General features: G+C 54.6%; 15 protein-coding genes, 6 tRNA genes and 3 rRNA genes. 22 read left to right on the plus strand and 2 right to left on the minus strand.

Features of this window, described 5'->3' with window-relative positions; translation table 11 throughout:
* Nucleotides 1–77 precede the first annotated feature (77 nt).
* Entirely contained in the window at nucleotides 78–428 is a 351-nt protein-coding gene (erpA, locus tag BLV47_RS02040; protein WP_011063789.1) for an iron-sulfur cluster insertion protein ErpA, read from the plus strand.
* Between the two features lie 68 nt (nucleotides 429–496).
* Here erpA and BLV47_RS02045 read toward each other — a convergent pair whose 3' ends face one another.
* Nucleotides 497–1,588, minus strand: coding sequence for an anhydro-N-acetylmuramic acid kinase (locus BLV47_RS02045; protein WP_092309378.1), 1,092 nt, complete (start codon nucleotides 1,586–1,588; stop codon nucleotides 497–499).
* 3 nt (nucleotides 1,589–1,591) lie between these two features.
* On the minus strand, nucleotides 1,592–3,013 hold the full coding sequence (locus BLV47_RS02050; protein WP_092309381.1) for a peptidoglycan DD-metalloendopeptidase family protein: 1,422 nt from the start codon (nucleotides 3,011–3,013) through the stop codon (nucleotides 1,592–1,594).
* Between the two features lie 209 nt (nucleotides 3,014–3,222).
* Here BLV47_RS02050 and tyrS point away from each other — a divergent pair, with 209 nt between their 5' ends.
* From tyrS to rpoC, 21 genes are all read left to right on the plus strand, one after another.
* Entirely contained in the window at nucleotides 3,223–4,422 is a 1,200-nt protein-coding gene (tyrS, locus tag BLV47_RS02055) for a tyrosine--tRNA ligase (RefSeq protein ID WP_092309384.1), read from the plus strand.
* 551 nt (nucleotides 4,423–4,973) lie between these two features.
* Nucleotides 4,974–6,512, plus strand: a 16S ribosomal RNA gene (locus BLV47_RS02065).
* Nucleotides 6,513–6,635: 123 nt separating this feature from the next.
* Nucleotides 6,636–6,712 (plus strand) — tRNA-Ile (locus tag BLV47_RS02070).
* 10 nt (nucleotides 6,713–6,722) lie between these two features.
* Nucleotides 6,723–6,798: transfer RNA gene (locus BLV47_RS02075), tRNA-Ala, on the plus strand.
* Nucleotides 6,799–7,029: 231 nt separating this feature from the next.
* Nucleotides 7,030–9,921, plus strand: a 23S ribosomal RNA gene (locus BLV47_RS02080).
* 146 nt (nucleotides 9,922–10,067) lie between these two features.
* Nucleotides 10,068–10,183: ribosomal RNA gene (gene rrf / locus BLV47_RS02085) — 5S ribosomal RNA — on the plus strand.
* Together the 16S, 23S and 5S rRNA genes with 2 tRNA genes alongside form the textbook arrangement of a ribosomal RNA operon.
* A 205-nt stretch (nucleotides 10,184–10,388) precedes the next feature.
* Nucleotides 10,389–11,348 carry a bifunctional biotin--[acetyl-CoA-carboxylase] ligase/biotin operon repressor BirA gene (gene birA / locus BLV47_RS02090; RefSeq protein ID WP_092309387.1) on the plus strand — a complete coding sequence of 320 codons (960 nt, stop codon included), beginning with the start codon at nucleotides 10,389–10,391 and terminating at the stop codon, nucleotides 11,346–11,348.
* 56 nt (nucleotides 11,349–11,404) lie between these two features.
* Nucleotides 11,405–11,851 (plus strand): hypothetical protein, encoded by a 447-nt coding sequence (locus tag BLV47_RS02095; protein ID WP_092309390.1) that lies wholly within the window; start codon nucleotides 11,405–11,407, stop codon nucleotides 11,849–11,851.
* 142 nt (nucleotides 11,852–11,993) lie between these two features.
* A tRNA-Tyr gene (locus tag BLV47_RS02100) sits at nucleotides 11,994–12,078 on the plus strand.
* Nucleotides 12,079–12,102: 24 nt separating this feature from the next.
* Nucleotides 12,103–12,176, plus strand: a tRNA-Gly gene (locus BLV47_RS02105).
* Between the two features lie 26 nt (nucleotides 12,177–12,202).
* Nucleotides 12,203–12,278: transfer RNA gene (locus tag BLV47_RS02110), tRNA-Thr, on the plus strand.
* Between the two features lie 84 nt (nucleotides 12,279–12,362).
* Nucleotides 12,363–13,556, plus strand: coding sequence for an elongation factor Tu (tuf, locus tag BLV47_RS02115; protein ID WP_060841339.1), 1,194 nt, complete (start codon nucleotides 12,363–12,365; stop codon nucleotides 13,554–13,556).
* 54 nt (nucleotides 13,557–13,610) lie between these two features.
* A tRNA-Trp gene (locus BLV47_RS02120) sits at nucleotides 13,611–13,686 on the plus strand.
* A gap of 45 nt (nucleotides 13,687–13,731) precedes the next feature.
* Nucleotides 13,732–14,100 carry a preprotein translocase subunit SecE gene (gene secE / locus BLV47_RS02125; protein ID WP_092309393.1) on the plus strand — a complete coding sequence of 123 codons (369 nt, stop codon included), beginning with the start codon at nucleotides 13,732–13,734 and terminating at the stop codon, nucleotides 14,098–14,100.
* A 9-nt stretch (nucleotides 14,101–14,109) separates the two neighbouring features.
* Nucleotides 14,110–14,643 carry a transcription termination/antitermination protein NusG gene (gene nusG / locus BLV47_RS02130; protein ID WP_002555501.1) on the plus strand — a complete coding sequence of 178 codons (534 nt, stop codon included), beginning with the start codon at nucleotides 14,110–14,112 and terminating at the stop codon, nucleotides 14,641–14,643.
* Nucleotides 14,644–14,761: 118 nt separating this feature from the next.
* Nucleotides 14,762–15,193, plus strand: coding sequence for a 50S ribosomal protein L11 (gene rplK, locus BLV47_RS02135; RefSeq protein WP_003176435.1), 432 nt, complete (start codon nucleotides 14,762–14,764; stop codon nucleotides 15,191–15,193).
* Nucleotides 15,193–15,888, plus strand: a complete 696-nt coding sequence (rplA, locus tag BLV47_RS02140; RefSeq protein ID WP_011063782.1) for a 50S ribosomal protein L1 — start codon at nucleotides 15,193–15,195, stop codon at nucleotides 15,886–15,888. The genes rplK and rplA overlap by 1 nt, the downstream gene beginning before the upstream one ends.
* Before the next feature lie 198 nt (nucleotides 15,889–16,086).
* Entirely contained in the window at nucleotides 16,087–16,587 is a 501-nt protein-coding gene (rplJ, locus tag BLV47_RS02145) for a 50S ribosomal protein L10 (RefSeq protein WP_016968679.1), read from the plus strand.
* Between the two features lie 80 nt (nucleotides 16,588–16,667).
* On the plus strand, nucleotides 16,668–17,033 hold the full coding sequence (gene rplL / locus BLV47_RS02150) for a 50S ribosomal protein L7/L12 (protein WP_060841342.1): 366 nt from the start codon (nucleotides 16,668–16,670) through the stop codon (nucleotides 17,031–17,033).
* 221 nt (nucleotides 17,034–17,254) lie between these two features.
* Entirely contained in the window at nucleotides 17,255–21,328 is a 4,074-nt protein-coding gene (gene rpoB / locus BLV47_RS02155; RefSeq protein ID WP_016968678.1) for a DNA-directed RNA polymerase subunit beta, read from the plus strand.
* Nucleotides 21,329–21,392: 64 nt separating this feature from the next.
* A complete protein-coding gene (gene rpoC, locus BLV47_RS02160; RefSeq protein ID WP_060841341.1) occupies nucleotides 21,393–25,592 on the plus strand; it encodes a DNA-directed RNA polymerase subunit beta' in 4,200 nt (1,399 codons plus the stop codon).
* The last annotated feature ends 115 nt before the right edge of the window (nucleotides 25,593–25,707 follow it).

The raw sequence follows: 25,707 nt of genomic DNA on the forward strand, positions 1-25,707 counted from the left end.
TTGACCGCTTTTCTAGGAGAAGCGGATAATGCGCGTCATTACGCAGTATGGCGGCTTAACGCCGGGAGATAGTCAGCATGAGCGTTGAATCCTTCACCCCCACGGCTTTGCAATTCACTCAAGGTGCAGCGCACAAGGTGAAGACCCTGGTCGACGAAGAGGGTAATGATCGCTTGAAGCTGCGCGTATTCGTTACGGGCGGCGGTTGTTCGGGGTTTCAGTACGGCTTCACTTTTGATGAGGAAGTGGCCGAGGATGACACCATCGTTGAGCGCGAGGGTGTGAGCCTGGTGGTGGACCCCATGAGTTTCCAGTACCTGGCTGGTGCTGAGGTGGACTATCAGGAAGGTCTGGAAGGTTCGCGTTTCGTGATCAAAAACCCCAATGCCACCACTACCTGTGGTTGCGGGTCATCGTTTTCGATCTGATCGGTTACTAAAAGCCATTCCTAGCGCCGCAGGGTCTGACGATCCTGCGGCGTTTTGCTGTCTGGTGTTCAGGCAGGGTAGATAGCGCCCAGTATTCGCAGACCGCGGGCGCCGGTAACGCCGGGGCGGTTGGCTGCAATGCCTTCCATGCAGCAATGGGCCAGCCAGGCGAAGGCCATGGCCTCTACCCAGTCGGGGTCCACGCCATATACAGCGGTACTGCTCACTCGTGTCCCGGGCAACAGGGCCGCGAGGCGCTGCATCAGGGCATTGTTGTGGGCGCCGCCGCCACAGACCAGAAGCTCCTGGGTGTCGCTTTGTGCCGCCTGCAGCGAGTGAACTATGGTCAGTGCGGTCAGTTCCAGCAGAGTGGCTTGCACATCTTCAGCGCGAAGCGGAGGGTGCTGTGCCAGTTGCCGTTGCAGCCACTGAAGATTGAATACTTCGCGTCCTGTGCTCTTCGGCCCCTGCGTGGCGAAGAACGGGTCGCTGAGCAGGGTGGTCAACAAGGACTGGTCGAGTTGGCCGCTGGCTGCCCACTGACCGTCGCGGTCAAAGGATTCTGCGCGTTGATCCTGTATCCAGGTATCGAGCAACACATTGCCTGGGCCGCAATCGAAGCCGGTCACCGGTTTGTCCGTCTCGATCAGGCTCAGGTTGCTGAAGCCGCCAATGTTCAGAACCGCACGGCTTCCTGTGCATCGTTCGAACAGGGCTTCGTGGAAGGCCGGGACCAGCGGTGCTCCTTGGCCGCCGGCGGCTACATCGCGACTGCGAAAGTCGCTGACTACGCTGATGCCGGTAAGCTCCGCAAGCAGTGCCGGGTTGCCGATCTGTACAGTAAAACCGCGGCTCGGTTCATGGCGTACTGTCTGGCCGTGACTGCCAATGGCGCGAATGTCCTGAGCTTGCAGTTGTTGCTGTTGCAGAAGGCTATGGATGCCCTGGGCAGCCAGCTTGACCCAATGCTGCTGGGCCATGGCAGAGCGGGCGATCTCATCTGGGCCGCTGGCGCACAAGCTCAGCAGCTCTGCGCGCAGGGACTCTGGCATGGGGATGTAGTGGGTGGCGATCAGTCTGATCGCCGGATCCTGCTCGATCAGGGCAATGTCCAGGCCATCAAGGCTGGTGCCGGACATTACTCCTATATAGCGCGCCATGGTTCAGCGTTTGCTCGAGGCCAGCATCGTGGCCTTTTCCTGCTCCATTCGAGCCATCAGAGGCTGGCTCTGCTGGAGGAAGCGAGCGCGTTCTGCCTTGGCAATCGGGTCGGCCATCGGCAGTTTTTGGCCCAGCGGGTCTACGTGCACGCCGTTGACCTGGAACTCGTAATGCAAGTGTGGCCCGGTGGACAGGCCTGTGGTGCCGATATAGCCAATGACCTGCCCCTGCTTCACCGAACCACCGGTTTTGACGCCTTTGGCAAAGCCTTGCATGTGGCCATACAGCGTGCGGTAGGTATTGCCGTGCTGGATGATCACGGTGTTGCCGTAACCGCCGCGACGACCTGCCAGCAGGACCTTGCCATCGCCGGCTGCCTTGATGGGGGTGCCCCGTGGAGCGGCATAGTCGACGCCCTTGTGAGCGCGGATTTTGTTCAGGATCGGATGTTTACGCCCCATGGAGAAGCGTGAGCTGATGCGGGCAAAGTCCACTGGCGTGCGGATGAACGCCTTGCGCATGCTGTTGCCGTCTGCGGTGTAGTAGCTGCTGGAGCCCTGTTTATTGGTGTAGCGCACTGCCGTATAGGTTTTGCCACGGTTGGTGAAGCGTGCGGAAAGGATATTGCCGGTCCCGACCACTTTGCCGTTGGCGACTTTCTGCTCATAGATCACGTCAAACTCGTCACCCTGGCGAATGTCCTGAGCGAAGTCGATGTCGTAGCCGAAAATGTTCGCCATATCCATGGTCAGGCTATGGGACAGGCCGGCGCGGGCGGCGGACTGTGAAAGCGAACTGTTGATAACGCCGTGAACGTAGGCTGAGCGCACCACTGGCTTGGTGATCACTCGGTTGAAGGTAAAGCCTTTAGGGCCTTTGGTCAGGGTGATGGTTTCCAGATCGCTGACTTTTGTGTGCAGGTTGTTCAGTTGGCCGTCTGGGGTCAGTTCAAACTCCAGCTTCTGGCCATGTTTGAGCTGAGAGAACTGTTTGGCTTGCTTGTCGCTTGCCAGTATTTCATGCACCGAGGTGGCCGGCAGGCCGACCTTCTCGAACAGTGTGGACAGGGTGTCGCCCTTGGTCACTGTTACTTCTCTATGGCCCGGGGCTTTTGCTTCTTCCGTGACGGCAGGCGCAGGCGTGCTTTCTGCTGATTCCGTGGTGTCTTCTTGGGTGTTTTCGATCTGTGCGAAAGGTGAGGCTACTGCTTCAGTTGTGGCTTGTTCCGTAGATGCGGCGTCTTGATCTTGTGTGAGTTGCTCGATCGGGCTTTCCAGATCAAGGCTCAATGTCGTTTTTTTGGCTTCAACATCACTGGAAGGGAATACCAGCAGAGCCAGACTTAGAAGGGCTGCTATGCCGCTTGCGGCGAGCAGGTGGCTCTTCGGATAAAGCGGTGGCGCTTTAGACGGTTCGGTGGTCATAGGTAATTTGACTTTGAAAAGATGAAGTGGAAAAGATGAATGACATGATGAAGATGAAATAACTGTATAAAATATAACCAAATCATCTGTGACGCAAGCGTGAGGACACTCTGTTCTCTGAATGCTTCCGTACGCCGGGCAAAACTTGTAATTAGTCCGTGATCTTGTATGGTTGGTTCCCTTTTGAATCTGAGCCTTGCGGGTCTGTTATGAAGTCGGTTGAAGAGCAGCTAGCGCTGATCAAGCGTGGTGCGGAAGAGTTGTTGGTCGAGTCCGAGTTGATCGAGAAGCTCAAGCGTGGCGTGCCGCTGCGTATCAAGGCTGGCTTTGACCCGACTGCGCCGGATTTGCATCTTGGGCATACCGTGCTCATTAATAAGCTGCGTCAATTCCAGGACCTGGGTCATCAAGTGATCTTCCTGATTGGCGACTTTACCGGGATGATCGGTGATCCAAGTGGTAAGAGTGCCACTCGCCCGCCGCTGACCCGCGAGCAGGTTCTGGAGAATGCCGAGACCTATAAAAGTCAGGTCTTCAAAATTCTTGATCCAGCCAAGACTGAGGTGGCTTTCAACTCTGCGTGGATGGACAAGATGGGGCCGGCGGACTTTATTCGTCTGACTTCCCAATACACGGTTGCGCGCATGCTTGAGCGCGATGACTTTGATAAGCGCTACTCGACCAATCAGCCGATCGCTATCCATGAGTTCTTGTATCCGCTTGTCCAGGGGTATGACTCGGTTGCGTTGCGTGCTGATGTCGAGCTGGGTGGTACCGACCAGAAGTTCAATCTATTGATGGGGCGGGAGCTGCAGCGCGGTTATGGTCAAGAAGCGCAATGCATTCTGACTATGCCGTTGCTTGAGGGGTTGGATGGGGTCAAAAAGATGTCCAAGTCCTTGGGCAACTATGTAGGTATCCAGGAAGCGCCGGGGGTTATGTACGGTAAGCTGGTTTCCATTCCTGATGCGTTGATGTGGCGTTATTTCGAACTACTCAGCTTCCGTTCGATGGAAGAGATCAATGCATTCCGCGCTGATGTCGAGGCGGGTGCTAATCCGCGTGATATCAAGATCAAGCTGGCTGAGGAAATTGTTGCGCGCTTCCATGGTGAAGAGGCAGCGGCCAGCGCGCATCGTGCCGCGGGCAATCGCATGAAGGATGGAGAGCTGCCGGAGGATCTGCCGGAGATCGAGTTGGCTGCTGCTGAGGATATGCCGATTGCTGCTGTCCTTAACAAGGCCGGGCTGGTTAAGAATGCCGCGGTCGCGCGTGATCTCCTGAGCTCTGGTGGTGTGCGCGTCGATGGTGAGGTTGTTGATCGCTCCTATATATATGCCTTAGGTACGACGCATGTTTGCCAGGCCGGCAAGAAGGCGTTTGCGCGGATTACGCTTAAGCCCGAATAAAATAGAAAATAGGTGTTGACGGCGAGTTATTTGTCTCTATAATTCGCCCCACTTCCGGCGCAGTCGAAACGGAAAACTCCTTGAAATTCAACGGGTTACGCGGTTTTCGACAGCGGTTTAGCTTCAGTTCATCGAAGCCAGAAGCAGTTGGCAAGGCAGTGTTTTTCGCCTTGTTAACGATTCGATCCTCTCGGTCGAAAGCGGTTGAAAAGAGGTGTTGACAGCAGTGTGTAACGCTGTAGAATTCGCCTCCCGCTAACGAGAGATCGAAAGCGCAAGTGGTTGAAGTTGTTGAGGAAATCTTCAAAAACTTCTTAAAAAATCGCTTGACAGTAAATGAGGCTGCTGTAGAATGCGCGCCTCGGTTGAGACGAAAGATCTTAACCAACCGCTCTTTAACAACTGAATCAAGCAATTCGTGTGGGTGCTTGTGGAGTCAGACTGATAGTCAAAAAGATTATCAGCATCACAAGTTACTCCGCGAGAAATCAAAGATGTAACCAACGATTGCTGAGCCAAGTTTAGGGTTTTCTCAAAACCCAAAGATGTTTGAACTGAAGAGTTTGATCATGGCTCAGATTGAACGCTGGCGGCAGGCCTAACACATGCAAGTCGAGCGGCAGCACGGGTACTTGTACCTGGTGGCGAGCGGCGGACGGGTGAGTAATGCCTAGGAATCTGCCTAGTAGTGGGGGATAACGTCCGGAAACGGGCGCTAATACCGCATACGTCCTACGGGAGAAAGTGGGGGATCTTCGGACCTCACGCTATTAGATGAGCCTAGGTCGGATTAGCTAGTTGGTGAGGTAATGGCTCACCAAGGCGACGATCCGTAACTGGTCTGAGAGGATGATCAGTCACACTGGAACTGAGACACGGTCCAGACTCCTACGGGAGGCAGCAGTGGGGAATATTGGACAATGGGCGAAAGCCTGATCCAGCCATGCCGCGTGTGTGAAGAAGGTCTTCGGATTGTAAAGCACTTTAAGTTGGGAGGAAGGGTACTTACCTAATACGTGAGTATTTTGACGTTACCGACAGAATAAGCACCGGCTAACTCTGTGCCAGCAGCCGCGGTAATACAGAGGGTGCAAGCGTTAATCGGAATTACTGGGCGTAAAGCGCGCGTAGGTGGTTTGTTAAGTTGGATGTGAAAGCCCCGGGCTCAACCTGGGAACTGCATCCAAAACTGGCAAGCTAGAGTATGGTAGAGGGTGGTGGAATTTCCTGTGTAGCGGTGAAATGCGTAGATATAGGAAGGAACACCAGTGGCGAAGGCGACCACCTGGACTGATACTGACACTGAGGTGCGAAAGCGTGGGGAGCAAACAGGATTAGATACCCTGGTAGTCCACGCCGTAAACGATGTCAACTAGCCGTTGGGAGCCTTGAGCTCTTAGTGGCGCAGCTAACGCATTAAGTTGACCGCCTGGGGAGTACGGCCGCAAGGTTAAAACTCAAATGAATTGACGGGGGCCCGCACAAGCGGTGGAGCATGTGGTTTAATTCGAAGCAACGCGAAGAACCTTACCAGGCCTTGACATCCAATGAACTTTCCAGAGATGGATTGGTGCCTTCGGGAACATTGAGACAGGTGCTGCATGGCTGTCGTCAGCTCGTGTCGTGAGATGTTGGGTTAAGTCCCGTAACGAGCGCAACCCTTGTCCTTAGTTACCAGCACGTTATGGTGGGCACTCTAAGGAGACTGCCGGTGACAAACCGGAGGAAGGTGGGGATGACGTCAAGTCATCATGGCCCTTACGGCCTGGGCTACACACGTGCTACAATGGTCGGTACAAAGGGTTGCCAAGCCGCGAGGTGGAGCTAATCCCATAAAACCGATCGTAGTCCGGATCGCAGTCTGCAACTCGACTGCGTGAAGTCGGAATCGCTAGTAATCGCGAATCAGAATGTCGCGGTGAATACGTTCCCGGGCCTTGTACACACCGCCCGTCACACCATGGGAGTGGGTTGCACCAGAAGTAGCTAGTCTAACCTTCGGGGGGACGGTTACCACGGTGTGATTCATGACTGGGGTGAAGTCGTAACAAGGTAGCCGTAGGGGAACCTGCGGCTGGATCACCTCCTTAATCGACGACATCAGCTGCTTCATAAGCTCCCACACGAATTGCTTGATTCATTGAAGAAGACGATAGAAGCAGCTTTAAGCTCCAAGCTGATAGCTCCAAGCTAACAGTTACAAGCTCGAAATTGGGTCTGTAGCTCAGTTGGTTAGAGCGCACCCCTGATAAGGGTGAGGTCGGCAGTTCGAATCTGCCCAGACCCACCAATTTTGTTATGGGGCCATAGCTCAGCTGGGAGAGCGCCTGCCTTGCACGCAGGAGGTCAGCGGTTCGATCCCGCTTGGCTCCACCATAAACTGCTTCTGAAAGCTTAGAAATGAGCATTCACATTGAATGTTGATTTCTAGTCTTTTGATTAGATCGTTCTTTAAAAATTTGGGTATGTGATAGAAAGATAGACTGAACGTTACTTTCACTGGTAACGGATCAGGCTAAGGTAAAATTTGTGAGTAACTCTTAAGAGTTTTGCGAATTTTCGGCGAATGTCGTCTTCATAGTATAACCAGATTGCTTGGGGTTATATGGTCAAGTGAAGAAGCGCATACGGTGGATGCCTTGGCAGTCAGAGGCGATGAAAGACGTGGTAGCCTGCGATAAGCTTCGGGGAGTCGGCAAACAGACTTTGATCCGGAGATCTCTGAATGGGGGAACCCAGCCATCATAAGATGGTTATCTTGTACTGAATACATAGGTGCAAGAGGCGAACCAGGGGAACTGAAACATCTAAGTACCCTGAGGAAAAGAAATCAACCGAGATTCCCTTAGTAGTGGCGAGCGAACGGGGACTAGCCCTTAAGTGGCTTTGAGATTAGCGGAACGCTCTGGAAAGTGCGGCCATAGTGGGTGATAGCCCTGTACGCGAAAATCTCTTAGTCATGAAATCGAGTAGGACGGGGCACGAGAAACCTTGTCTGAATATGGGGGGACCATCCTCCAAGGCTAAATACTACTGACTGACCGATAGTGAACTAGTACCGTGAGGGAAAGGCGAAAAGAACCCCGGAGAGGGGAGTGAAATAGATCCTGAAACCGTATGCGTACAAGCAGTGGGAGCAGACTTTGTTCTGTGACTGCGTACCTTTTGTATAATGGGTCAGCGACTTATTTTCAGTGGCGAGCTTAACCGAATAGGGGAGGCGTAGCGAAAGCGAGTCTTAATAGGGCGTCTAGTCGCTGGGAATAGACCCGAAACCGGGCGATCTATCCATGGGCAGGTTGAAGGTTAGGTAACACTGACTGGAGGACCGAACCGACTACCGTTGAAAAGTTAGCGGATGACCTGTGGATCGGAGTGAAAGGCTAATCAAGCTCGGAGATAGCTGGTTCTCCTCGAAAGCTATTTAGGTAGCGCCTCATGTATCACTGTAGGGGGTAGAGCACTGTTTCGGCTAGGGGGTCATCCCGACTTACCAAACCGATGCAAACTCCGAATACCTACAAGTGCCGAGCATGGGAGACACACGGCGGGTGCTAACGTCCGTCGTGAAAAGGGAAACAACCCAGACCGTCAGCTAAGGTCCCAAAGTTATGGTTAAGTGGGAAACGATGTGGGAAGGCTTAGACAGCTAGGAGGTTGGCTTAGAAGCAGCCACCCTTTAAAGAAAGCGTAATAGCTCACTAGTCGAGTCGGCCTGCGCGGAAGATGTAACGGGGCTCAAACCATACACCGAAGCTACGGGTATCACGTAAGTGATGCGGTAGAGGAGCGTTCTGTAAGCCTGTGAAGGTGAGTTGAGAAGCTTGCTGGAGGTATCAGAAGTGCGAATGCTGACATGAGTAACGACAATGGGTGTGAAAAACACCCACGCCGAAAGACCAAGGTTTCCTGCGCAACGTTAATCGACGCAGGGTTAGTCGGTCCCTAAGGCGAGGCTGAAAAGCGTAGTCGATGGAAAACAGGTTAATATTCCTGTACTTCTAGTTATTGCGATGGAGGGACGGAGAAGGCTAGGCCAGCTTGGCGTTGGTTGTCCAAGTTTAAGGTGGTAGGCTGAAATCTTAGGTAAATCCGGGGTTTCAAGGCCGAGAGCTGATGACGAGTTACCTTTTAGGTGACGAAGTGGTTGATGCCATGCTTCCAAGAAAAGCTTCTAAGCTTCAGATAACTAGGAACCGTACCCCAAACCGACACAGGTGGTTGGGTAGAGAATACCAAGGCGCTTGAGAGAACTCGGGTGAAGGAACTAGGCAAAATGGCACCGTAACTTCGGGAGAAGGTGCGCCGGTGAGGGTGAAGGACTTGCTCCGTAAGCTCATGCCGGTCGAAGATACCAGGCCGCTGCGACTGTTTATTAAAAACACAGCACTCTGCAAACACGAAAGTGGACGTATAGGGTGTGACGCCTGCCCGGTGCCGGAAGGTTAATTGATGGGGTTAGCTAACGCGAAGCTCTTGATCGAAGCCCCGGTAAACGGCGGCCGTAACTATAACGGTCCTAAGGTAGCGAAATTCCTTGTCGGGTAAGTTCCGACCTGCACGAATGGCGTAACGATGGCGGCGCTGTCTCCACCCGAGACTCAGTGAAATTGAAATCGCTGTGAAGATGCAGTGTATCCGCGGCTAGACGGAAAGACCCCGTGAACCTTTACTATAGCTTTGCACTGGACTTTGAATTTGCTTGTGTAGGATAGGTGGGAGGCTTTGAAGCGTGGACGCCAGTCTGCGTGGAGCCATCCTTGAAATACCACCCTGGCAACTTTGAGGTTCTAACTCAGGTCCGTTATCCGGATCGAGGACAGTGTATGGTGGGTAGTTTGACTGGGGCGGTCTCCTCCTAAAGAGTAACGGAGGAGTACGAAGGTGCGCTCAGACCGGTCGGAAATCGGTCGTAGAGTATAAAGGCAAAAGCGCGCTTGACTGCGAGACAGACACGTCGAGCAGGTACGAAAGTAGGTCTTAGTGATCCGGTGGTTCTGTATGGAAGGGCCATCGCTCAACGGATAAAAGGTACTCCGGGGATAACAGGCTGATACCGCCCAAGAGTTCATATCGACGGCGGTGTTTGGCACCTCGATGTCGGCTCATCACATCCTGGGGCTGAAGCCGGTCCCAAGGGTATGGCTGTTCGCCATTTAAAGTGGTACGCGAGCTGGGTTTAGAACGTCGTGAGACAGTTCGGTCCCTATCTGCCGTGGACGTTTGAGATTTGAGAGGGGCTGCTCCTAGTACGAGAGGACCGGAGTGGACGAACCTCTGGTGTTCCGGTTGTCACGCCAGTGGCATTGCCGGGTAGCTATGTTCGGAAAAGATAACCGCTGAAAGCATCTAAGCGGGAAACTTGCCTCAAGATGAGATCTCACTGGGATCTTGAATCCCCTAAAGGGCCGTCGAAGACTACGACGTTGATAGGTTGGGTGTGTAAGCGCTGTGAGGCGTTGAGCTAACCAATACTAATTGCCCGTGAGGCTTGACCATATAACACCCAAGCAATTTGCTTAAGAAGCGAGTTGCGGTGTGTGAAGACGAATCAAACCGAAAGTTTGCAGGCTCACAAAGCACCAACTCTATTACATACCCATTCGCTGGCACGTTGCGCAAGCAACGGACTGGCTACCGAATTTCTTGACGACCATAGAGCGTTGGAACCACCTGATCCCATCCCGAACTCAGAAGTGAAACGATGCATCGCCGATGGTAGTGTGGGGTTTCCCCATGTGAGAGTAGGTCATCGTCAAGATTAAATTCCGAAACCCCAATTGCGAAAGCAGTTGGGGTTTTGTTTTTGTGCTGCAGAAAAGTTGCGCTGCTGGGGCTGGCCACGCTCGTGTGCTTACGGCTGCCAGCGCCTTGATCTCCCTCTAAAGTCCTTTGCTTGCGGTGATTTCTATGCAATGGCTTAGGGCATGGCTATCATTCCAGCCTCATTGTAAGGCGGAGCTTGCATGTCGACGTTGTTAGAGCTTCTTAAGGATGGGCAATTTCACTCGGGGCAAGCCCTTGGGTGCGCGTTGGGTGTTACTCGTAGTGCTATATGGAAGCAATTACAGCTTCTTGAGGTGGAGTTGGGACTCGATATTCATAAGGTGCGAGGCCGTGGTTACCGACTGGCCTCCCCAATTACTTTGTTAAGCGCAGAGAAAATTAATCGTCTTTCTCCCGATGCACCGTGGGCGGTCCAGGTTTTTGATTTTCTGGACTCGACAAACGCCGAGGCGCTGCGCTCGATCGAGCGTGGATGTGTTGCTCCCTTCCTGGTTCTAGCTGAGCGACAAACAGCGGGGCGCGGTCGGCGCGGTCGTAAGTGGATTAGTCCCTTTGCCGAGAACATTTACTACAGCCTTGTGTTGCGAGTTGATGGTGGTATGCGACAGTTGGAGGGCCTCAGTCTGGTTGTAGGTCTGGCTGTGATGCAGGCTCTTCGAGGTTGTGGCGTTCCAGGTGCGGGGCTGAAATGGCCAAACGATGTTTTGGTCGGTCAGAAAAAGATTGCTGGAATACTTCTTGAGTTGGTGGGTGATCCTGCAGATGTATGTCATGTCGTCATTGGTGTTGGCATCAATGTGAACATGCAGGCTTCTGAGGAGGTCGATCAGGAATGGACTTCGGTAAGGCTTGAGTCTGGCAAGATCATGGATCGAAATCAGCTTGTCGCTCGCCTGGGTGAGGTTATGGCCGCTTATCTGGAGCGTCATCGCTTGCATGGGTTTTCAGCTATCCAGCATGAGTGGGAGCAAAACCATCTATGGCAGGGGCGCGCAGTGTCTCTGATAGCGGGTGTAACTAAGGTTGATGGGGTTGTGCTGGGGATTGATCGCCAGGGAGGGCTACGCCTTAAGGTGGGGGGCGAGGAAAAGGCATATAGCGGTGGAGAGCTTAGTTTGAGGTTGCGCGACGACTCTTGAGCTCTGGCTAGCGCTAATTGGATTGACTGTGGCGCGTCCGCTGTCGTGAGGTGTTTATGCGTTGGTTGTTTCTGCTGTTATTGGTACTCAATGTTTTCTACTACGTCTGGCATCAGCAGGAGGCTCCGCTTCGGGCAAAAGAGGTGATGCCGCTCTCGCTTTATCGAGGTTCTCAGCAGGATATTCGACTGCTGAGCGAGTCTACTGATGCGGTCGAGCGGCGTGATAAGGGGCGGGTCGCAGATGCGGAGGCGGGTTGTCTATATCTGGGGGGCTTTGTGCGCCGTGAGTCGGCTCAGGGGCTTGAGCGGCGTCTCGGTGAGTTGGGGGTTGAGGCCAAATTGCAGGTTTTGAATGCTCCTGGTTCATCAGGTTTTTGGTTGCGCATATCTCCTGAAAGCAAGCATCTATTGGATGATCCTCAGTTGCTGAGCCTTGCTAAGGAATTCAATGAGTTAAAACATAAAATAATGCCTTGTGAGGGGGTTGCAACTGTCGAATAGGTTGCATAGAATGGCGCCCGCTCCGCAGCGAAGACCTCTTGAGGTTGAAGCTAAAGAGTTAGGTCAATGCAGCTAACCTCAAGATTTAATTGAGAAAATGCTTGACAGAAGGGTGGCATAGTATAGAATGCTGCCTCGCTTAGGAGGGGTTCCCGAGCGGCCAAAGGGATCAGACTGTAAATCTGACGTCTACGACTTCGAAGGTTCGAATCCTTCCCCCTCCACCAGATTTAGCGAGAGCTGCAGGCTCCGCGGGTATAGTTTAGTGGTAGAACCTCAGCCTTCCAAGCTGATGATGCGGGTTCGATTCCCGCTACCCGCTCCAAGTTTGCAGATTTTGCAAAGTGTTTCGCTCTTGTAGCTCAGTTGGTAGAGCACACCCTTGGTAAGGGTGAGGTCAGCGGTTCAAATCCGCTCAAGAGCTCCATATAACAAGGCAGATATGAAAATATCTGCCTTTGTTTTAATGGCTTGTGTGAGTTGCTTAATTCTTCTCCTAGGGGTGATTTCGATGGCTAAGGAAAAGTTCGAACGTAATAAGCCGCACGTTAACGTGGGTACTATCGGTCACGTTGACCACGGTAAAACCACTCTGACTGCTGCTCTGACTCGCGTTTGCTCCGAAGTTTTCGGTTCGGCTCGTGTTGACTTCGACAAGATCGACAGCGCCCCAGAAGAAAAGGCTCGTGGTATCACCATCAACACTGCACACGTAGAGTACGATTCGCACATTCGTCACTACGCGCACGTTGACTGCCCAGGTCACGCCGACTACGTCAAAAACATGATCACCGGTGCTGCCCAGATGGACGGCGCGATCCTGGTTTGCTCGGCTGCCGATGGTCCGATGCCACAAACTCGTGAGCACATCCTGCTGTCCCGTCAGGTAGGCGTTCCGTACATCGTTGTCTTCCTGAACAAGGCTGACATGGTTGACGACGCTGAGCTGCTGGAACTGGTTGAGATGGAAGTGCGCGATCTGCTGAGCACTTACGACTTCCCAGGTGACGACACTCCGATCATCATCGGTTCGGCTCTGATGGCTCTGAACGGCCAAGACGACAACGAAATGGGTACCACCGCTGTTAAGCGTCTGGTAGAAACTCTGGACACCTACATCCCAGAGCCAGAGCGTGCAATCGACAAGCCGTTCCTGATGCCAATCGAAGACGTGTTCTCGATCTCCGGTCGTGGCACCGTGGTAACTGGCCGTGTTGAGCGTGGTATCGTTCGCATCCAGGAAGAAGTTGAGATCGTTGGTCTGCGCGACACTCAGAAAACTACCTGCACCGGCGTTGAAATGTTCCGCAAACTGCTCGACGAAGGTCGTGCTGGCGAGAACTGCGGCGTTCTGCTGCGTGGTACCAAGCGTGACGACGTTGAGCGTGGTCAGGTTCTGGTTAAGCCAGGCACCGTTAAGCCTCACACCAAGTTCACTGCTGAAGTTTACGTTCTGAGCAAAGAAGAAGGCGGCCGTCATACTCCGTTCTTCAAAGGCTACCGTCCACAGTTCTACTTCCGTACTACTGACGTGACTGGTAACTGCGAGCTGCCAGAAGGCGTTGAAATGGTAATGCCAGGTGACAACATCCAGATGACTGTCACTCTGATCAAAACCATCGCGATGGAAGATGGTCTGCGTTTCGCTATCCGTGAAGGCGGTCGTACCGTCGGCGCTGGCGTCGTAGCCAAGGTCATCGAATAAGCTCTTGAAATATCTCCATCGGGCCGACATAATGGTCGGCCTGATTTTGTTTTTAGGTCAGTAGCTCAATTGGCAGAGCGACGGTCTCCAAAACCGTAGGTTGGGGGTTCGATTCCCTCCTGACCTGCCAGATTCACTCAATGTGTCTGGCTTTCTTTTCACAGGATCTTCATAGATGACTCCTAAGGCTGAAGCTCAAGGCTCTCGCTTCGATCTGCTCAAGTGGCTCGTCGTGGTTGCTTTGGTGATTGTTGGTGTTGTTGGCAATCAGTACTACTCTGCTTCGCCGATCCTGTACCGTGTCCTAGTGCTGCTTGCTATTGCTGCTGTTGCTGCCTTTGTTGGTCTGCAAACTGCAAAGGGCAAGTCGTTCTTCGTGCTGGTTAAGGAAGCGCGCACTGAGATTCGTAAAGTCGTATGGCCTACTCGCCAAGAGACCACGCAGACCACGTTGATTGTTGTGGCTGTGGTTCTGGTTATGGCGTTGCTGTTGTGGGGGCTAGATTCCCTGCTCGGCTGGCTTGTTTCCTTGATTGTTGGCTAAGGGTGTCCCGTGGCTAAGCGTTGGTACGTTGTGCATGCTTACTCGGGTTACGAGAAGCATGTAATGCGCTCGTTGATCGAGCGTGTGAAGCTGGCTGGCATGGAAGATGGCTTCGGCGAAATTCTGGTTCCCACTGAAGAAGTGGTTGAGATGCGTAATGGCCAGAAGCGCAAAAGCGAGCGTAAGTTCTTTCCAGGCTATGTGCTGGTTCAGATGGATATGAATGAGGGTACTTGGCACTTGGTCAAGGATACTCCTCGTGTCATGGGCTTTATCGGTGGTACTGCCGATAAGCCGGCTCCTATTACTGATAAAGAAGCTGAAGCGATTCTGCGTCGCGTCGCTGACGGTAGTGATAAGCCTAAGCCTAAAACTCTGTTTGAGCCGGGCGAAGTGGTTCGTGTTACTGATGGTCCATTCGCTGACTTTAACGGCACGGTCGAAGAAGTTAACTACGAAAAGAGCCGCATTCAAGTGGCGGTACTCATTTTCGGTCGCTCTACTCCGGTAGAGCTAGAGTTCAGTCAGGTCGAAAAGGCATAACTGAACGAGAATCCCATACCCCGCAGCCTTAGGCTGTGGGGTTTTTTCGTCACTGGGATAAACGCGCAAGTAACCGGGGAGCCTTTCTAGGCGTCTGAACCCGTAATTGGAGTGCCTCATGGCTAAGAAGATTACTGCTTACATCAAGCTGCAAGTTAAGGCCGCTCAGGCCAACCCAAGCCCGCCCGTTGGTCCAGCTCTGGGTCAACACGGCGTGAACATCATGGAATTCTGCAAGGCTTTCAACGCCCGTACTCAGGGTCTTGAACCAGGTCTGCCGACTCCTGTGATCATCACTGTTTACAGTGACCGCAGCTTCACTTTCGAAACTAAGAGCACCCCTGCTTCGGTTCTGCTGAAGAAAGCTGCTGGCCTGACTAGCGGTTCCGCTCGTCCGAACACCGTTAAGGTTGGCACTGTTACCCGTGCTCAGCTGGAAGAGATCGCGAAAACCAAAAACGCGGATCTGACTGCAGCTGATATGGATGCAGCCGTGCGTACTATCGCCGGTTCTGCTCGTAGCATGGGCCTTAACGTGGAGGGTGTGTAATGGCTAAGCTGACCAAGCGCCAAAAGGCTATCGCCGGCAAGATTGAAGCAGGCAAGGCCTACAACTTCGTAGAAGCTGCCGCTCTCCTGACCGAGCTGTCGACCGTTAAGTTCAGCGAGTCCGTAGACGTTGCTGTGAACCTGGGCGTAGACCCGCGTAAATCTGACCAGGTTGTTCGTAGCGCTACTGTGCTGCCGCACGGCACTGGCAAGACTGTACGTGTAGCTGTGTTCACCCAGGGTCCAGCTGCTGAAGCTGCTCTGGCTGCCGGTGCAGACCGCGTAGGTATGGATGATCTGGCTGCCGAAATGAAAGGCGGCGACCTGAACTATGACGTAGTTATTGCTTCCCCGGATGCAATGCGCGTTGTGGGTCAGTTGGGTCAGGTTCTGGGTCCTCGTGGCCTGATGCCTAACCCGAAAGTCGGTACCGTTACTCCAGACGTAGCTTCGGCAGTCAAGAACGCCAAGGCTGGTCAGGTTCGTTATCGCACCGACAAAAACGGCATCATCCACACTTCCGTTGGCAAGGTCGGCTTCGACGCCGTCAAGCTGAAGGAAAACGTTGAAGCCCTGATCGCTGACCTGAAGCGTATCAAACCAGCTTCTTCGAAAGGCATCTACGTCAAGCGCGTTACTCTGAGCACCACTATGGGCCCAGGCCTGGTCATCGACCAAGGTTCGCTGGACGTATAAGACACAAGCGGATGCAAGTAATTGCATCCGCTGAAAAATTGGGGTCCCTGCCTGGCGGGGGCTATCCAAGACCGTAGGCGACGCAAGTCTTAAACCTCAAGCCTACGCAGATGGTGCTCCCGGTTCCTTACCGAATCAGACACCAAAACGACATCCAGCTCCGGTTGGATGAAACGGTAACAAGCAGGAGTTAAACCCGTGGCAATTAAACTCGAAGACAAGAAGGCCATCGTCGCTGAAGTCAACGAGGCTGCCAAAGTCGCTCTGTCTGCTGTTGTGGCTGATGCCCGCGGTGTGACAGTAGGCGCAATGACCGGACTCCGTAAAGAGGCCCGCGAAGCTGGCGTTTACGTACGTGTTGTACGTAACACCCTGCTCAAGCGCGCTGTTGAAGGCACTCAATATGACGTGCTCAACGACGCGTTCGTCGGCCCTACCCTGATTGCATTCTCCAAGGAACATCCGGGCGCTGCCGCTCGTATTTTCAAAGAGTTCGCAAAGGGTCAGGACAAGTTCGAGATCAAGGCAGCTGCGTTCGAGGGCAAGTACCTCGCAGCAAACGAGATCGACGTGTTGGCTTCGCTGCCAACTCGCGACGAAGCTATTGCGAAGCTGATGAGCGTGATTCAAGGCGCTACCAGCAAGCTGGCTCGTACTCTGGCGGCTATTCGCGACCAGAAAGAAGCTGCTGCTGCCTAAGGCACCGCAAGCCCTTTCAAAATCATATGTTTAATTTGATGGCTGCGTAGGCTGTCACCCCAATACAGGAATTTATAGTCATGTCTCTGACTAACGAGCAAATCATCGAAGCAATCGGCCAGAAAACCGTTCTGGAAGTTGTTGAGCTGATCAAAGCAATGGAAGAAACCTTCGGCGTTACCGCTGCTGTTGCCGCCGCTGGCCCAGCTGCTGCTGCCGCTGTTGTTGAAGAGCAAACTGAATTCAACGTCATGCTGACCGAAGCTGGCGAGAAGAAAGTTAACGTGATCAAGGCTGTACGTGAACTGACCGGTCTGGGTCTGAAAGAAGCCAAGGCTGTAGTTGACGGCGCTCCTGCCATGGTTCTGGAAGCTGTTGCTAAAGAAGCAGCTGAAAAAGCCAAAGCAGCTCTGGAAGAAGCAGGCGCTAAAGTCGAGCTCAAGTAAGCATCGACTTTGTGTCTCCAGCCCAAGCGTTAAGCGAACGGCTGATGGCTGGTGGCTCTTGCCACCGGCCTTTTTCCGTTATTGGCGACCGACTGGGTCGGTGCCTTTAACGTGCTGTAACCCACCCTGTGCGGTGGCGCAAACCAAAGGGTTTGCACGATTTTCTGGCTGCTCCCGTCGGGAGGAGCCGAATAAGCAGGTGACCAAGCTGGGGAACGCTGATGGCTTACTCATATACTGAGAAAAAACGTATCCGCAAGGACTTTAGCAAGTTGCCGGACGTCATGGATGTGCCGTACCTCCTGGCCATCCAGCTGGATTCGTATCGTGAATTCTTGCAAGCGGGAGCGACTAAAGATCAGTTCCGCGACGTGGGCCTGCATGCGGCCTTCAAATCCGTTTTCCCGATCATCAGCTACTCCGGCAATGCTGCGTTGGAGTATGTCGGTTATCGCCTGGGCGAACCGGCGTTTGATGTTAAAGAATGCGTGTTGCGTGGTGTGACTTACGCCGTACCTTTGCGGGTAAAAGTCCGTCTGATCATTTTCGACAAAGAATCGTCGAACAAAGCGATCAAGGACATCAAAGAGCAAGAAGTCTACATGGGTGAAATCCCCCTGATGACTGAGAACGGTACCTTCGTAATCAACGGTACCGAGCGTGTAATCGTTTCCCAGCTGCACCGTTCCCCTGGCGTATTCTTCGACCACGACCGTGGCAAGACGCACAGCTCCGGTAAGCTGCTTTACTCTGCGCGGATCATTCCGTACCGCGGTTCGTGGCTGGACTTCGAGTTCGACCCGAAAGACTGCGTGTTTGTCCGTATCGACCGTCGCCGCAAGCTGCCTGCGTCGGTTCTGCTGCGCGCGCTGGGTTACACCACTGAAGAAGTGCTGGACGCCTTCTACACCACCAACGTATTCCATGTGAAAGGCGAGAGCCTGAGCCTGGAGCTGGTGCCTCAGCGCCTGCGTGGTGAAATTGCCGTTCTGGACATCCAGGATGACAAGGGCAAGGTTATTGTCGAGCAGGGTCGTCGTATCACCGCTCGTCACATCAACCAGTTGGAAAAAGCCGGTATCAAGGAGCTGGATGTACCTCTGGACTACGTCCTGGGTCGTACCACTGCCAAGGCTATCGTGCATCCGGCTACCGGCGAAATCCTGGCAGAGTGCAACACCGAGCTGAACACTGAGATCCTGGCAAAAATCGCCAAGGCTCAGGTTGTTCGCATCGAAACTCTGTACACCAACGATATCGACTGCGGTCCGTTCGTTTCCGACACTCTGAAGATCGACTCCACCAGCAACCAATTGGAAGCGCTGGTCGAGATCTATCGCATGATGCGTCCTGGCGAGCCGCCGACCAAAGATGCAGCCGAGACTCTGTTCAACAACCTGTTCTTCAGCCCTGAGCGCTATGACTTGTCCGCCGTTGGCCGGATGAAGTTCAACCGTCGGATCGGTCGTACCGAGATCGAAGGTTCTGGCGTCCTGTGCAAGGAAGACATCGTTGCCGTACTGAAGACTCTGGTCGACATCCGTAACGGTAAAGGCATCGTCGATGACATCGACCACCTGGGTAACCGTCGTGTTCGCTGCGTAGGCGAAATGGCCGAGAACCAGTTCCGCGTTGGCTTGGTGCGTGTAGAGCGCGCGGTCAAAGAGCGTCTGTCGATGGCCGAAAGCGAAGGCCTGATGCCGCAAGACCTGATCAATGCCAAGCCAGTAGCGGCGGCAGTGAAAGAGTTCTTCGGCTCCAGCCAGCTGTCGCAGTTCATGGACCAGAACAACCCGCTCTCCGAGATCACCCACAAGCGTCGTGTTTCTGCACTCGGCCCAGGTGGTTTGACCCGCGAGCGCGCAGGCTTCGAGGTTCGTGACGTACACCCGACGCACTACGGTCGTGTATGCCCGATCGAAACGCCGGAAGGTCCGAACATCGGTCTGATCAACTCCCTGGCGGCCTATGCGCGCACCAACCAGTACGGCTTCCTTGAGAGCCCGTACCGTGTGGTGAAAGACGCTCTGGTAACCGATGAGATTGTGTTCCTGTCCGCCATCGAAGAGGCCGATCACGTGATCGCCCAGGCTTCGGCGACCATGAACGACAAGGGTCAGCTGATCGATGAGCTGGTAGCTGTTCGTCACTTGAACGAATTCACCGTCAAGGCGCCGGAAGACGTCACCCTGATGGACGTTTCGCCGAAGCAGGTAGTTTCTGTTGCAGCGTCGCTGATTCCGTTCCTTGAGCACGACGACGCCAACCGTGCATTGATGGGTTCCAACATGCAGCGCCAGGCTGTACCGACCCTGCGTGCCGACAAGCCGCTGGTAGGTACCGGCATGGAGCGCAACGTTGCCCGTGACTCCGGTGTTTGCGTTGTGGCTCGTCGTGGCGGCGTGATCGACTCGGTCGATGCCAGCCGTATCGTGGTTCGTGTTGCGGATGACGAAGTTGAGACTGGCGAAGCCGGTGTTGATATCTACAACCTGACCAAGTACACCCGCTCCAACCAGAACACCTGCATCAACCAGCGCCCGCTGGTGAGAAAGGGTGATCGGGTTCAGCGCAGCGACATCATGGCCGATGGTCCGTCCACCGACATGGGTGAGCTGGCACTGGGTCAGAACATGCGTATCGCGTTCATGGCATGGAACGGCTTCAACTTCGAAGACTCCATCTGCCTGTCCGAGCGTGTGGTTCAGGAAGACCGCTTCACCACGATCCACATCCAGGAACTGACCTGTGTGGCTCGTGACACCAAGCTTGGCCCAGAGGAAATCACTGCAGACATCCCGAACGTAGGTGAGGCTGCACTGAACAAGCTGGACGAAGCCGGTATCGTTTATGTAGGTGCTGAAGTTGGCGCAGGCGACATCCTGGTCGGTAAGGTCACTCCGAAAGGCGAGACTCAACTGACTCCGGAAGAGAAACTGCTGCGTGCGATCTTCGGTGAGAAAGCCAGTGACGTTAAAGACACCTCCCTGCGTGTGCCTACCGGTACCAAGGGTACTGTCATTGATGTACAGGTCTTCACTCGTGACGGCGTTGAGCGTGACGCTCGTGCTCTGTCCATCGAGAAGAGCCAGCTCGACGAGATCCGCAAGGATCTGAACGAAGAGTTCCGCATCGTGGAAGGCGCGACCTTCGAACGTCTGCGCTCCGCTCTGGTCGGCCATAAAGCCGAAGGCGGCGCCGGTCTGAAGAAAGGCCAGGAAATCACCGACGAAGTTCTCGACGGTCTTGAGCACGGACAGTGGTTCAAACTGCGCATGGCTGAAGATGCTCTGAACGAGCAGCTCGAGAAGGCTCAGGCCTACATCGTTGACCGCCGTCGTCTGCTGGACGACAAGTTCGAAGACAAGAAGCGCAAACTGCAGCAGGGCGATGACCTGGCTCCGGGCGTGCTGAAAATCGTCAAGGTCTACCTGGCAATCCGTCGTCGCATCCAGCCGGGCGACAAGATGGCCGGTCGTCACGGTAACAAGGGTGTGGTCTCCGTGATCATGCCGGTTGAAGACATGCCGCACGATGCCAATGGCACCCCGGTCGACGTCGTCCTCAACCCGCTGGGCGTACCTTCGCGTATGAACGTTGGTCAGATTCTCGAAACTCACCTGGGCCTCGCGGCCAAAGGTCTGGGCGAGAAGATCAACCGCATGGTTGAAGAGCAGCGCAAGGTCGCAGAACTGCGCACCTTCCTGGACGAAATCTACAACCAGATCGGTGGTCGTAACGAAGACCTGGACAGCTTCTCCGATCAGGAGATCCTGGATCTGGCGAACAACCTGCGCGGCGGTGTGCCAATGGCCACTCCGGTGTTCGACGGCGCCAAGGAAAGCGAAATCAAGGCCATGCTGAAACTGGCGGACCTGCCAGAAAGCGGCCAGATGCAGCTGACCGACGGCCGTACCGGCAACAAGTTCGAGCGTCCAGTTACCGTTGGCTACATGTACATGCTGAAACTGAACCACTTGGTAGACGACAAGATGCACGCTCGTTCTACCGGTTCGTACAGCCTGGTTACCCAGCAGCCGCTGGGTGGTAAGGCGCAGTTCGGTGGTCAGCGTTTCGGGGAGATGGAGGTCTGGGCACTGGAAGCATACGGTGCTGCATACACTCTGCAAGAAATGCTCACAGTGAAGTCGGACGATGTGAACGGTCGTACCAAGATGTACAAAAACATCGTGGACGGCGATCACCGTATGGAGCCGGGCATGCCCGAGTCCTTCAACGTGTTGATCAAAGAAATTCGTTCCCTCGGCATCGATATCGATCTGGAAACCGAATAACACGTGACGCGAATCGAGAGCGGGGCAGGATTGCCCGCTCTCTGCTCCGCCAGGAGGAAAGGCCTTGAAAGACCTACTGAATTTGCTGAAAAACCAGGGTCAAGTCGAAGAGTTCGACGCCATCCGTATCGGATTGGCCTCGCCTGAGATGATCCGTTCGTGGTCGTTCGGTGAAGTTAAAAAGCCGGAAACCATCAACTACCGTACGTTCAAGCCTGAGCGTGACGGCCTGTTCTGCGCCAAGATCTTTGGCCCGGTAAAGGATTACGAGTGCCTGTGCGGTAAGTACAAGCGCTTGAAGCATCGCGGCGTGATCTGCGAGAAGTGCGGCGTTGAAGTTGCACTGGCCAAGGTTCGTCGTGAGCGCATGGCGCACATCGAGCTGGCCTCGCCGGTTGCCCACATCTGGTTCCTGAAATCGCTGCCGTCCCGTATCGGCCTGCTGATGGACATGACCCTGCGTGATATCGAGCGCGTTCTCTACTTCGAGAGCTACGTTGTTATCGATCCAGGCATGACCACCCTGGAAAAGGGTCAGCTGCTGAACGACGAGCAGTACTTCGAAGCGCTGGAAGAGTTTGGTGATGACTTCGACGCCCGTATGGGGGCCGAGGCTGTCCGCGAGCTGCTGCACGCGATCGACCTGGAGCACGAGATTGGCCGTCTGCGTGAAGAGATTCCGCAAACCAACTCGGAAACCAAGATCAAGAAACTGTCCAAGCGTCTGAAGTTGATGGAGGCCTTCCAAGGCTCCGGCAACCTGCCAGAGTGGATGGTGTTGACCGTTCTGCCGGTTCTGCCGCCAGATCTGCGTCCACTGGTCCCGTTGGATGGCGGCCGCTTTGCGACTTCCGACCTCAATGACCTGTATCGTCGAGTGATCAACCGTAACAACCGTTTGAAGCGCCTGCTGGATCTGTCCGCTCCGGACATCATCGTGCGCAACGAAAAACGTATGTTGCAGGAAGCCGTCGACGCACTGCTCGACAACGGCCGTCGTGGCCGCGCTATCACTGGTTCCAACAAGCGTCCTTTGAAGTCCCTGGCTGACATGATCAAGGGTAAGCAAGGTCGTTTCCGTCAGAACTTGCTCGGTAAGCGTGTTGACTACTCCGGTCGTTCGGTAATTACCGTAGGCCCGACCCTGCGTCTGCATCAGTGCGGTCTGCCTAAGAAGATGGCTCTTGAGCTGTTCAAGCCTTTCATTTTCGGCAAGCTGGAAATGCGTGGTCTCGCGACCACCATCAAAGCGGCCAAGAAGATGGTCGAGCGCGAGCTGCCAGAGGTTTGGGACGTTCTCGCTGAAGTGATTCGCGAACACCCAGTGCTTCTCAACCGTGCACCGACCCTTCACCGTCTGGGTATCCAGGCGTTTGAACCGGTACTGATCGAAGGTAAGGCTATCCAGCTGCACCCTCTGGTCTGTGCGGCGTACAACGCCGACTTCGACGGCGACCAAATGGCCGTGCACGTTCCGCTGACGCTGGAAGCCCAGCTGGAAGCGCGTGCGTTGATGATGTCGACCAACAACATTCTGTCGCCAGCCAACGGTGAGCCAATCATCGTTCCGTCGCAGGACGTTGTATTGGGTCTGTACTACATGACTCGTGAAGCGATCAACGCCAAGGGCGAAGGTCGTGTGTTCGCCGACCTGCAGGAAGTCGACCGCGTATTCCGCGCCGGCGAAGCTGCCCTGCACGCCAAGATCAAGGTTCGTATCAACGAAACCGTCAACGATCGCGATGGCGGCAGCGTGAGCACCACCCGTATCGTCGATACTACTGTCGGCCGTGCGCTGCTGTTCCAGGTTGTGCCAAAAGGTCTGTCCTTCGACGTCGTCAACTTGCCGATGAAGAAGAAAGCGATCTCCAAGCTGATCAACCAGTGCTACCGCGTGGTGGGTCTGAAAGAGACCGTGATCTTCGCTGACCAGTTGATGTACACCGGTTTTGCTTACTCGACCATTTCCGGCGTTTCGATCGGCGTTAACGACTTCGTTATCCCGGATGAAAAAGCCCGCATCATCGGTGCTGCTACCGACGAAGTGAAGGAAATCGAGAGTCAGTACGCCTCCGGCCTGGTAACCCAGGGCGAGAAGTACAACAAAGTGATCGACCTCTGGTCGAAGGCTAACGACGAAGTATCCAAGGCGATGATGGCCAACCTCTCGAAAGAGAAGGTCATTGACCGTCACGGCGAAGAAGTCGAGCAAGAGTCGTTCAACTCGATGTACATGATGGCTGACTCAGGTGCGCGGGGTTCCGCTGCACAGATCCGTCAGTTGGCCGGTATGCGTGGTCTGATGGCCAAGCCGGACGGCTCCATCATCGAAACGCCGATTACTGCGAACTTCCGTGAAGGTCTGAGCGTACTCCAGTACTTCATCTCGACTCACGGTGCTCGTAAAGGTCTGGCGGATACCGCGTTGAAAACTGCGAACTCCGGTTACCTGACTCGTCGTCTGGTGGACGTGGCGCAGGATCTGGTTGTAACCGAGATCGACTGCGGCACCGAGCACGGTCTGCTGATGACTCCGCACATTGAAGGCGGTGACGTTGTAGAGCCTCTGGGTGAGCGCGTTCTGGGTCGTGTTATCGCCCGTGACGTATTCAAGCCGGGTACCGAGGACGTCATCGTTCCTGCGGGCACTCTGGTCGACGAGAAGTGGGTTGAGTTCATCGAGCTGAACAGCATCGACGAAGTGATCGTGCGTTCGCCGATCAGCTGCGAAACCCGTTACGGCATCTGCGCCAAGTGCTACGGTCGCGACCTGGCTCGTGGTCACCTGGTGAACATCGGTGAAGCAGTCGGCGTAATCGCTGCCCAGTCCATCGGTGAGCCGGGTACCCAGTTGACGATGCGTACCTTCCACATTGGTGGTGCGGCAAGCCGGACCTCGGCTGCGGACAGCGTACAGGTGAAGAATGGCGGTACCGTCCGTCTGCACAACCTGAAGCACGTTGAGCGAGTTGACGGTCATCTGGTTGCCGTGTCTCGTTCCGGTGAGTTGGCAATTGCTGACGACTTCGGTCGTGAGCGCGAGCGCTACAAGCTGCCTTACGGTGCTGTGATTTCGGTGAAGGAAGGCGACAAGGTCGACGCTGGTGCCATCGTGGCCAAGTGGGATCCGCACACTCACCCAATCGTTACCGAAATGAAAGGTACCGTGACCTACGTGGGCATGGAAGAAGGCATCACGATCAAGCGTCAGACTGACGAATTGACCGGTATGACCAACATTGAAGTACTTGACGTCAAAGACCGTCCAGCTGCCGGTAAGGACATTCGTCCAGCCGTGAAGATGGTGGGTATGGATGGCAAGGATCTGCTGCTGCCAGGTACCGACGTACCGGCCCAGTACTTCCTGCCGGCTAACGCCCTTGTGGGTGTTGCCGACGGTGCGCAGATTGCGATCGGTGATGTTATCGCTCGTATTCCGCAAGAAACTTCGAAGACCCGTGACATCACCGGTGGTCTGCCGCGTGTTGCCGACTTGTTCGAAGCCCGTCGTCCGAAAGAAGCGTCGATTCTGGCTGAAGTCAGCGGCACCATCGCGTTCGGTAAAGAGACCAAGGGCAAGCGCCGTCTGGTCATTACCCCGAACGACGGTAGCGATCCGTATGAGGAGCTGATTCCGAAGTGGCGTCACCTGAACGTCTTCGAAGGCGAGCAAGTGAACCGCGGCGAAGTTATCTCCGACGGTCCGAGCGATCCACACGACATCCTGCGTCTGCTGGGTGTGAGTGCGCTGGCCAAGTACATCGTTAACGAGATCCAGGACGTTTATCGTCTGCAGGGCGTGAAGATCAACGATAAGCACATCGAGACCATCCTGCGTCAGATGCTGCGTAAAGTTGAGATTGCCGAATCCGGCGACTCCAGCTTCATCAAGGGCGACCAGATGGAACTGACTCACGTACTGGTAGAAAACGAGCGTCTGAGCGCTGAAGACAAGTTCATCTCCAAGTTCACCCGCGTACTGCTGGGTATTACTAAGGCGTCCTTGTCCACTGAGTCGTTCATCTCGGCGGCCTCTTTCCAAGAGACCACCCGTGTACTGACCGAGGCAGCAGTGACCGGCAAGCGCGACTACCTGCGCGGTCTGAAGGAAAACGTGGTCGTGGGTCGTCTGATCCCGGCCGGTACCGGCCTGGCTTACCACAGTGAGCGCAAGCGCCGTCGTGATGCAGACAAGCCACTGCGTGTAAGCGCAAGCGAAGTCGAAGCAGCACTGACTGAAGCGCTGAACTCCAGCGGTAACTGAGGTCTGCAGTAGATTGAGATGAGGCCCTGGTTTTTCCGACTGCGAATCGAGACATTTTTTGTCGCGGTTCGCTGATCGGAGAGGCCGGGGCCTTGCCTTGACTGGGGACAGGATC

It is taken from the genome of Pseudomonas saponiphila (assembly GCF_900105185.1).
Classification (GTDB): domain Bacteria; phylum Pseudomonadota; class Gammaproteobacteria; order Pseudomonadales; family Pseudomonadaceae; genus Aquipseudomonas; species Aquipseudomonas saponiphila.

Coding starts and splice junctions, on each gene's coding strand:
- erpA (WP_011063789.1), top strand. CDS start 78: ATGAGCGTTGAATCCTTCACCCCCACGGCTTTGCAATTCACTCAAGGT.
- BLV47_RS02045 (WP_092309378.1), bottom strand. CDS start 1,588: ATGGCGCGCTATATAGGAGTAATGTCCGGCACCAGCCTTGATGGCCTG.
- BLV47_RS02050 (WP_092309381.1), bottom strand. CDS start 3,013: ATGACCACCGAACCGTCTAAAGCGCCACCGCTTTATCCGAAGAGCCAC.
- tyrS (WP_092309384.1), top strand. CDS start 3,223: ATGAAGTCGGTTGAAGAGCAGCTAGCGCTGATCAAGCGTGGTGCGGAA.
- birA (WP_092309387.1), top strand. CDS start 10,389: ATGTCGACGTTGTTAGAGCTTCTTAAGGATGGGCAATTTCACTCGGGG.
- BLV47_RS02095 (WP_092309390.1), top strand. CDS start 11,405: ATGCGTTGGTTGTTTCTGCTGTTATTGGTACTCAATGTTTTCTACTAC.
- tuf (WP_060841339.1), top strand. CDS start 12,363: ATGGCTAAGGAAAAGTTCGAACGTAATAAGCCGCACGTTAACGTGGGT.
- secE (WP_092309393.1), top strand. CDS start 13,732: ATGACTCCTAAGGCTGAAGCTCAAGGCTCTCGCTTCGATCTGCTCAAG.
- rplK (WP_003176435.1), top strand. CDS start 14,762: ATGGCTAAGAAGATTACTGCTTACATCAAGCTGCAAGTTAAGGCCGCT.
- rplA (WP_011063782.1), top strand. CDS start 15,193: ATGGCTAAGCTGACCAAGCGCCAAAAGGCTATCGCCGGCAAGATTGAA.
- rplL (WP_060841342.1), top strand. CDS start 16,668: ATGTCTCTGACTAACGAGCAAATCATCGAAGCAATCGGCCAGAAAACC.
- rpoB (WP_016968678.1), top strand. CDS start 17,255: ATGGCTTACTCATATACTGAGAAAAAACGTATCCGCAAGGACTTTAGC.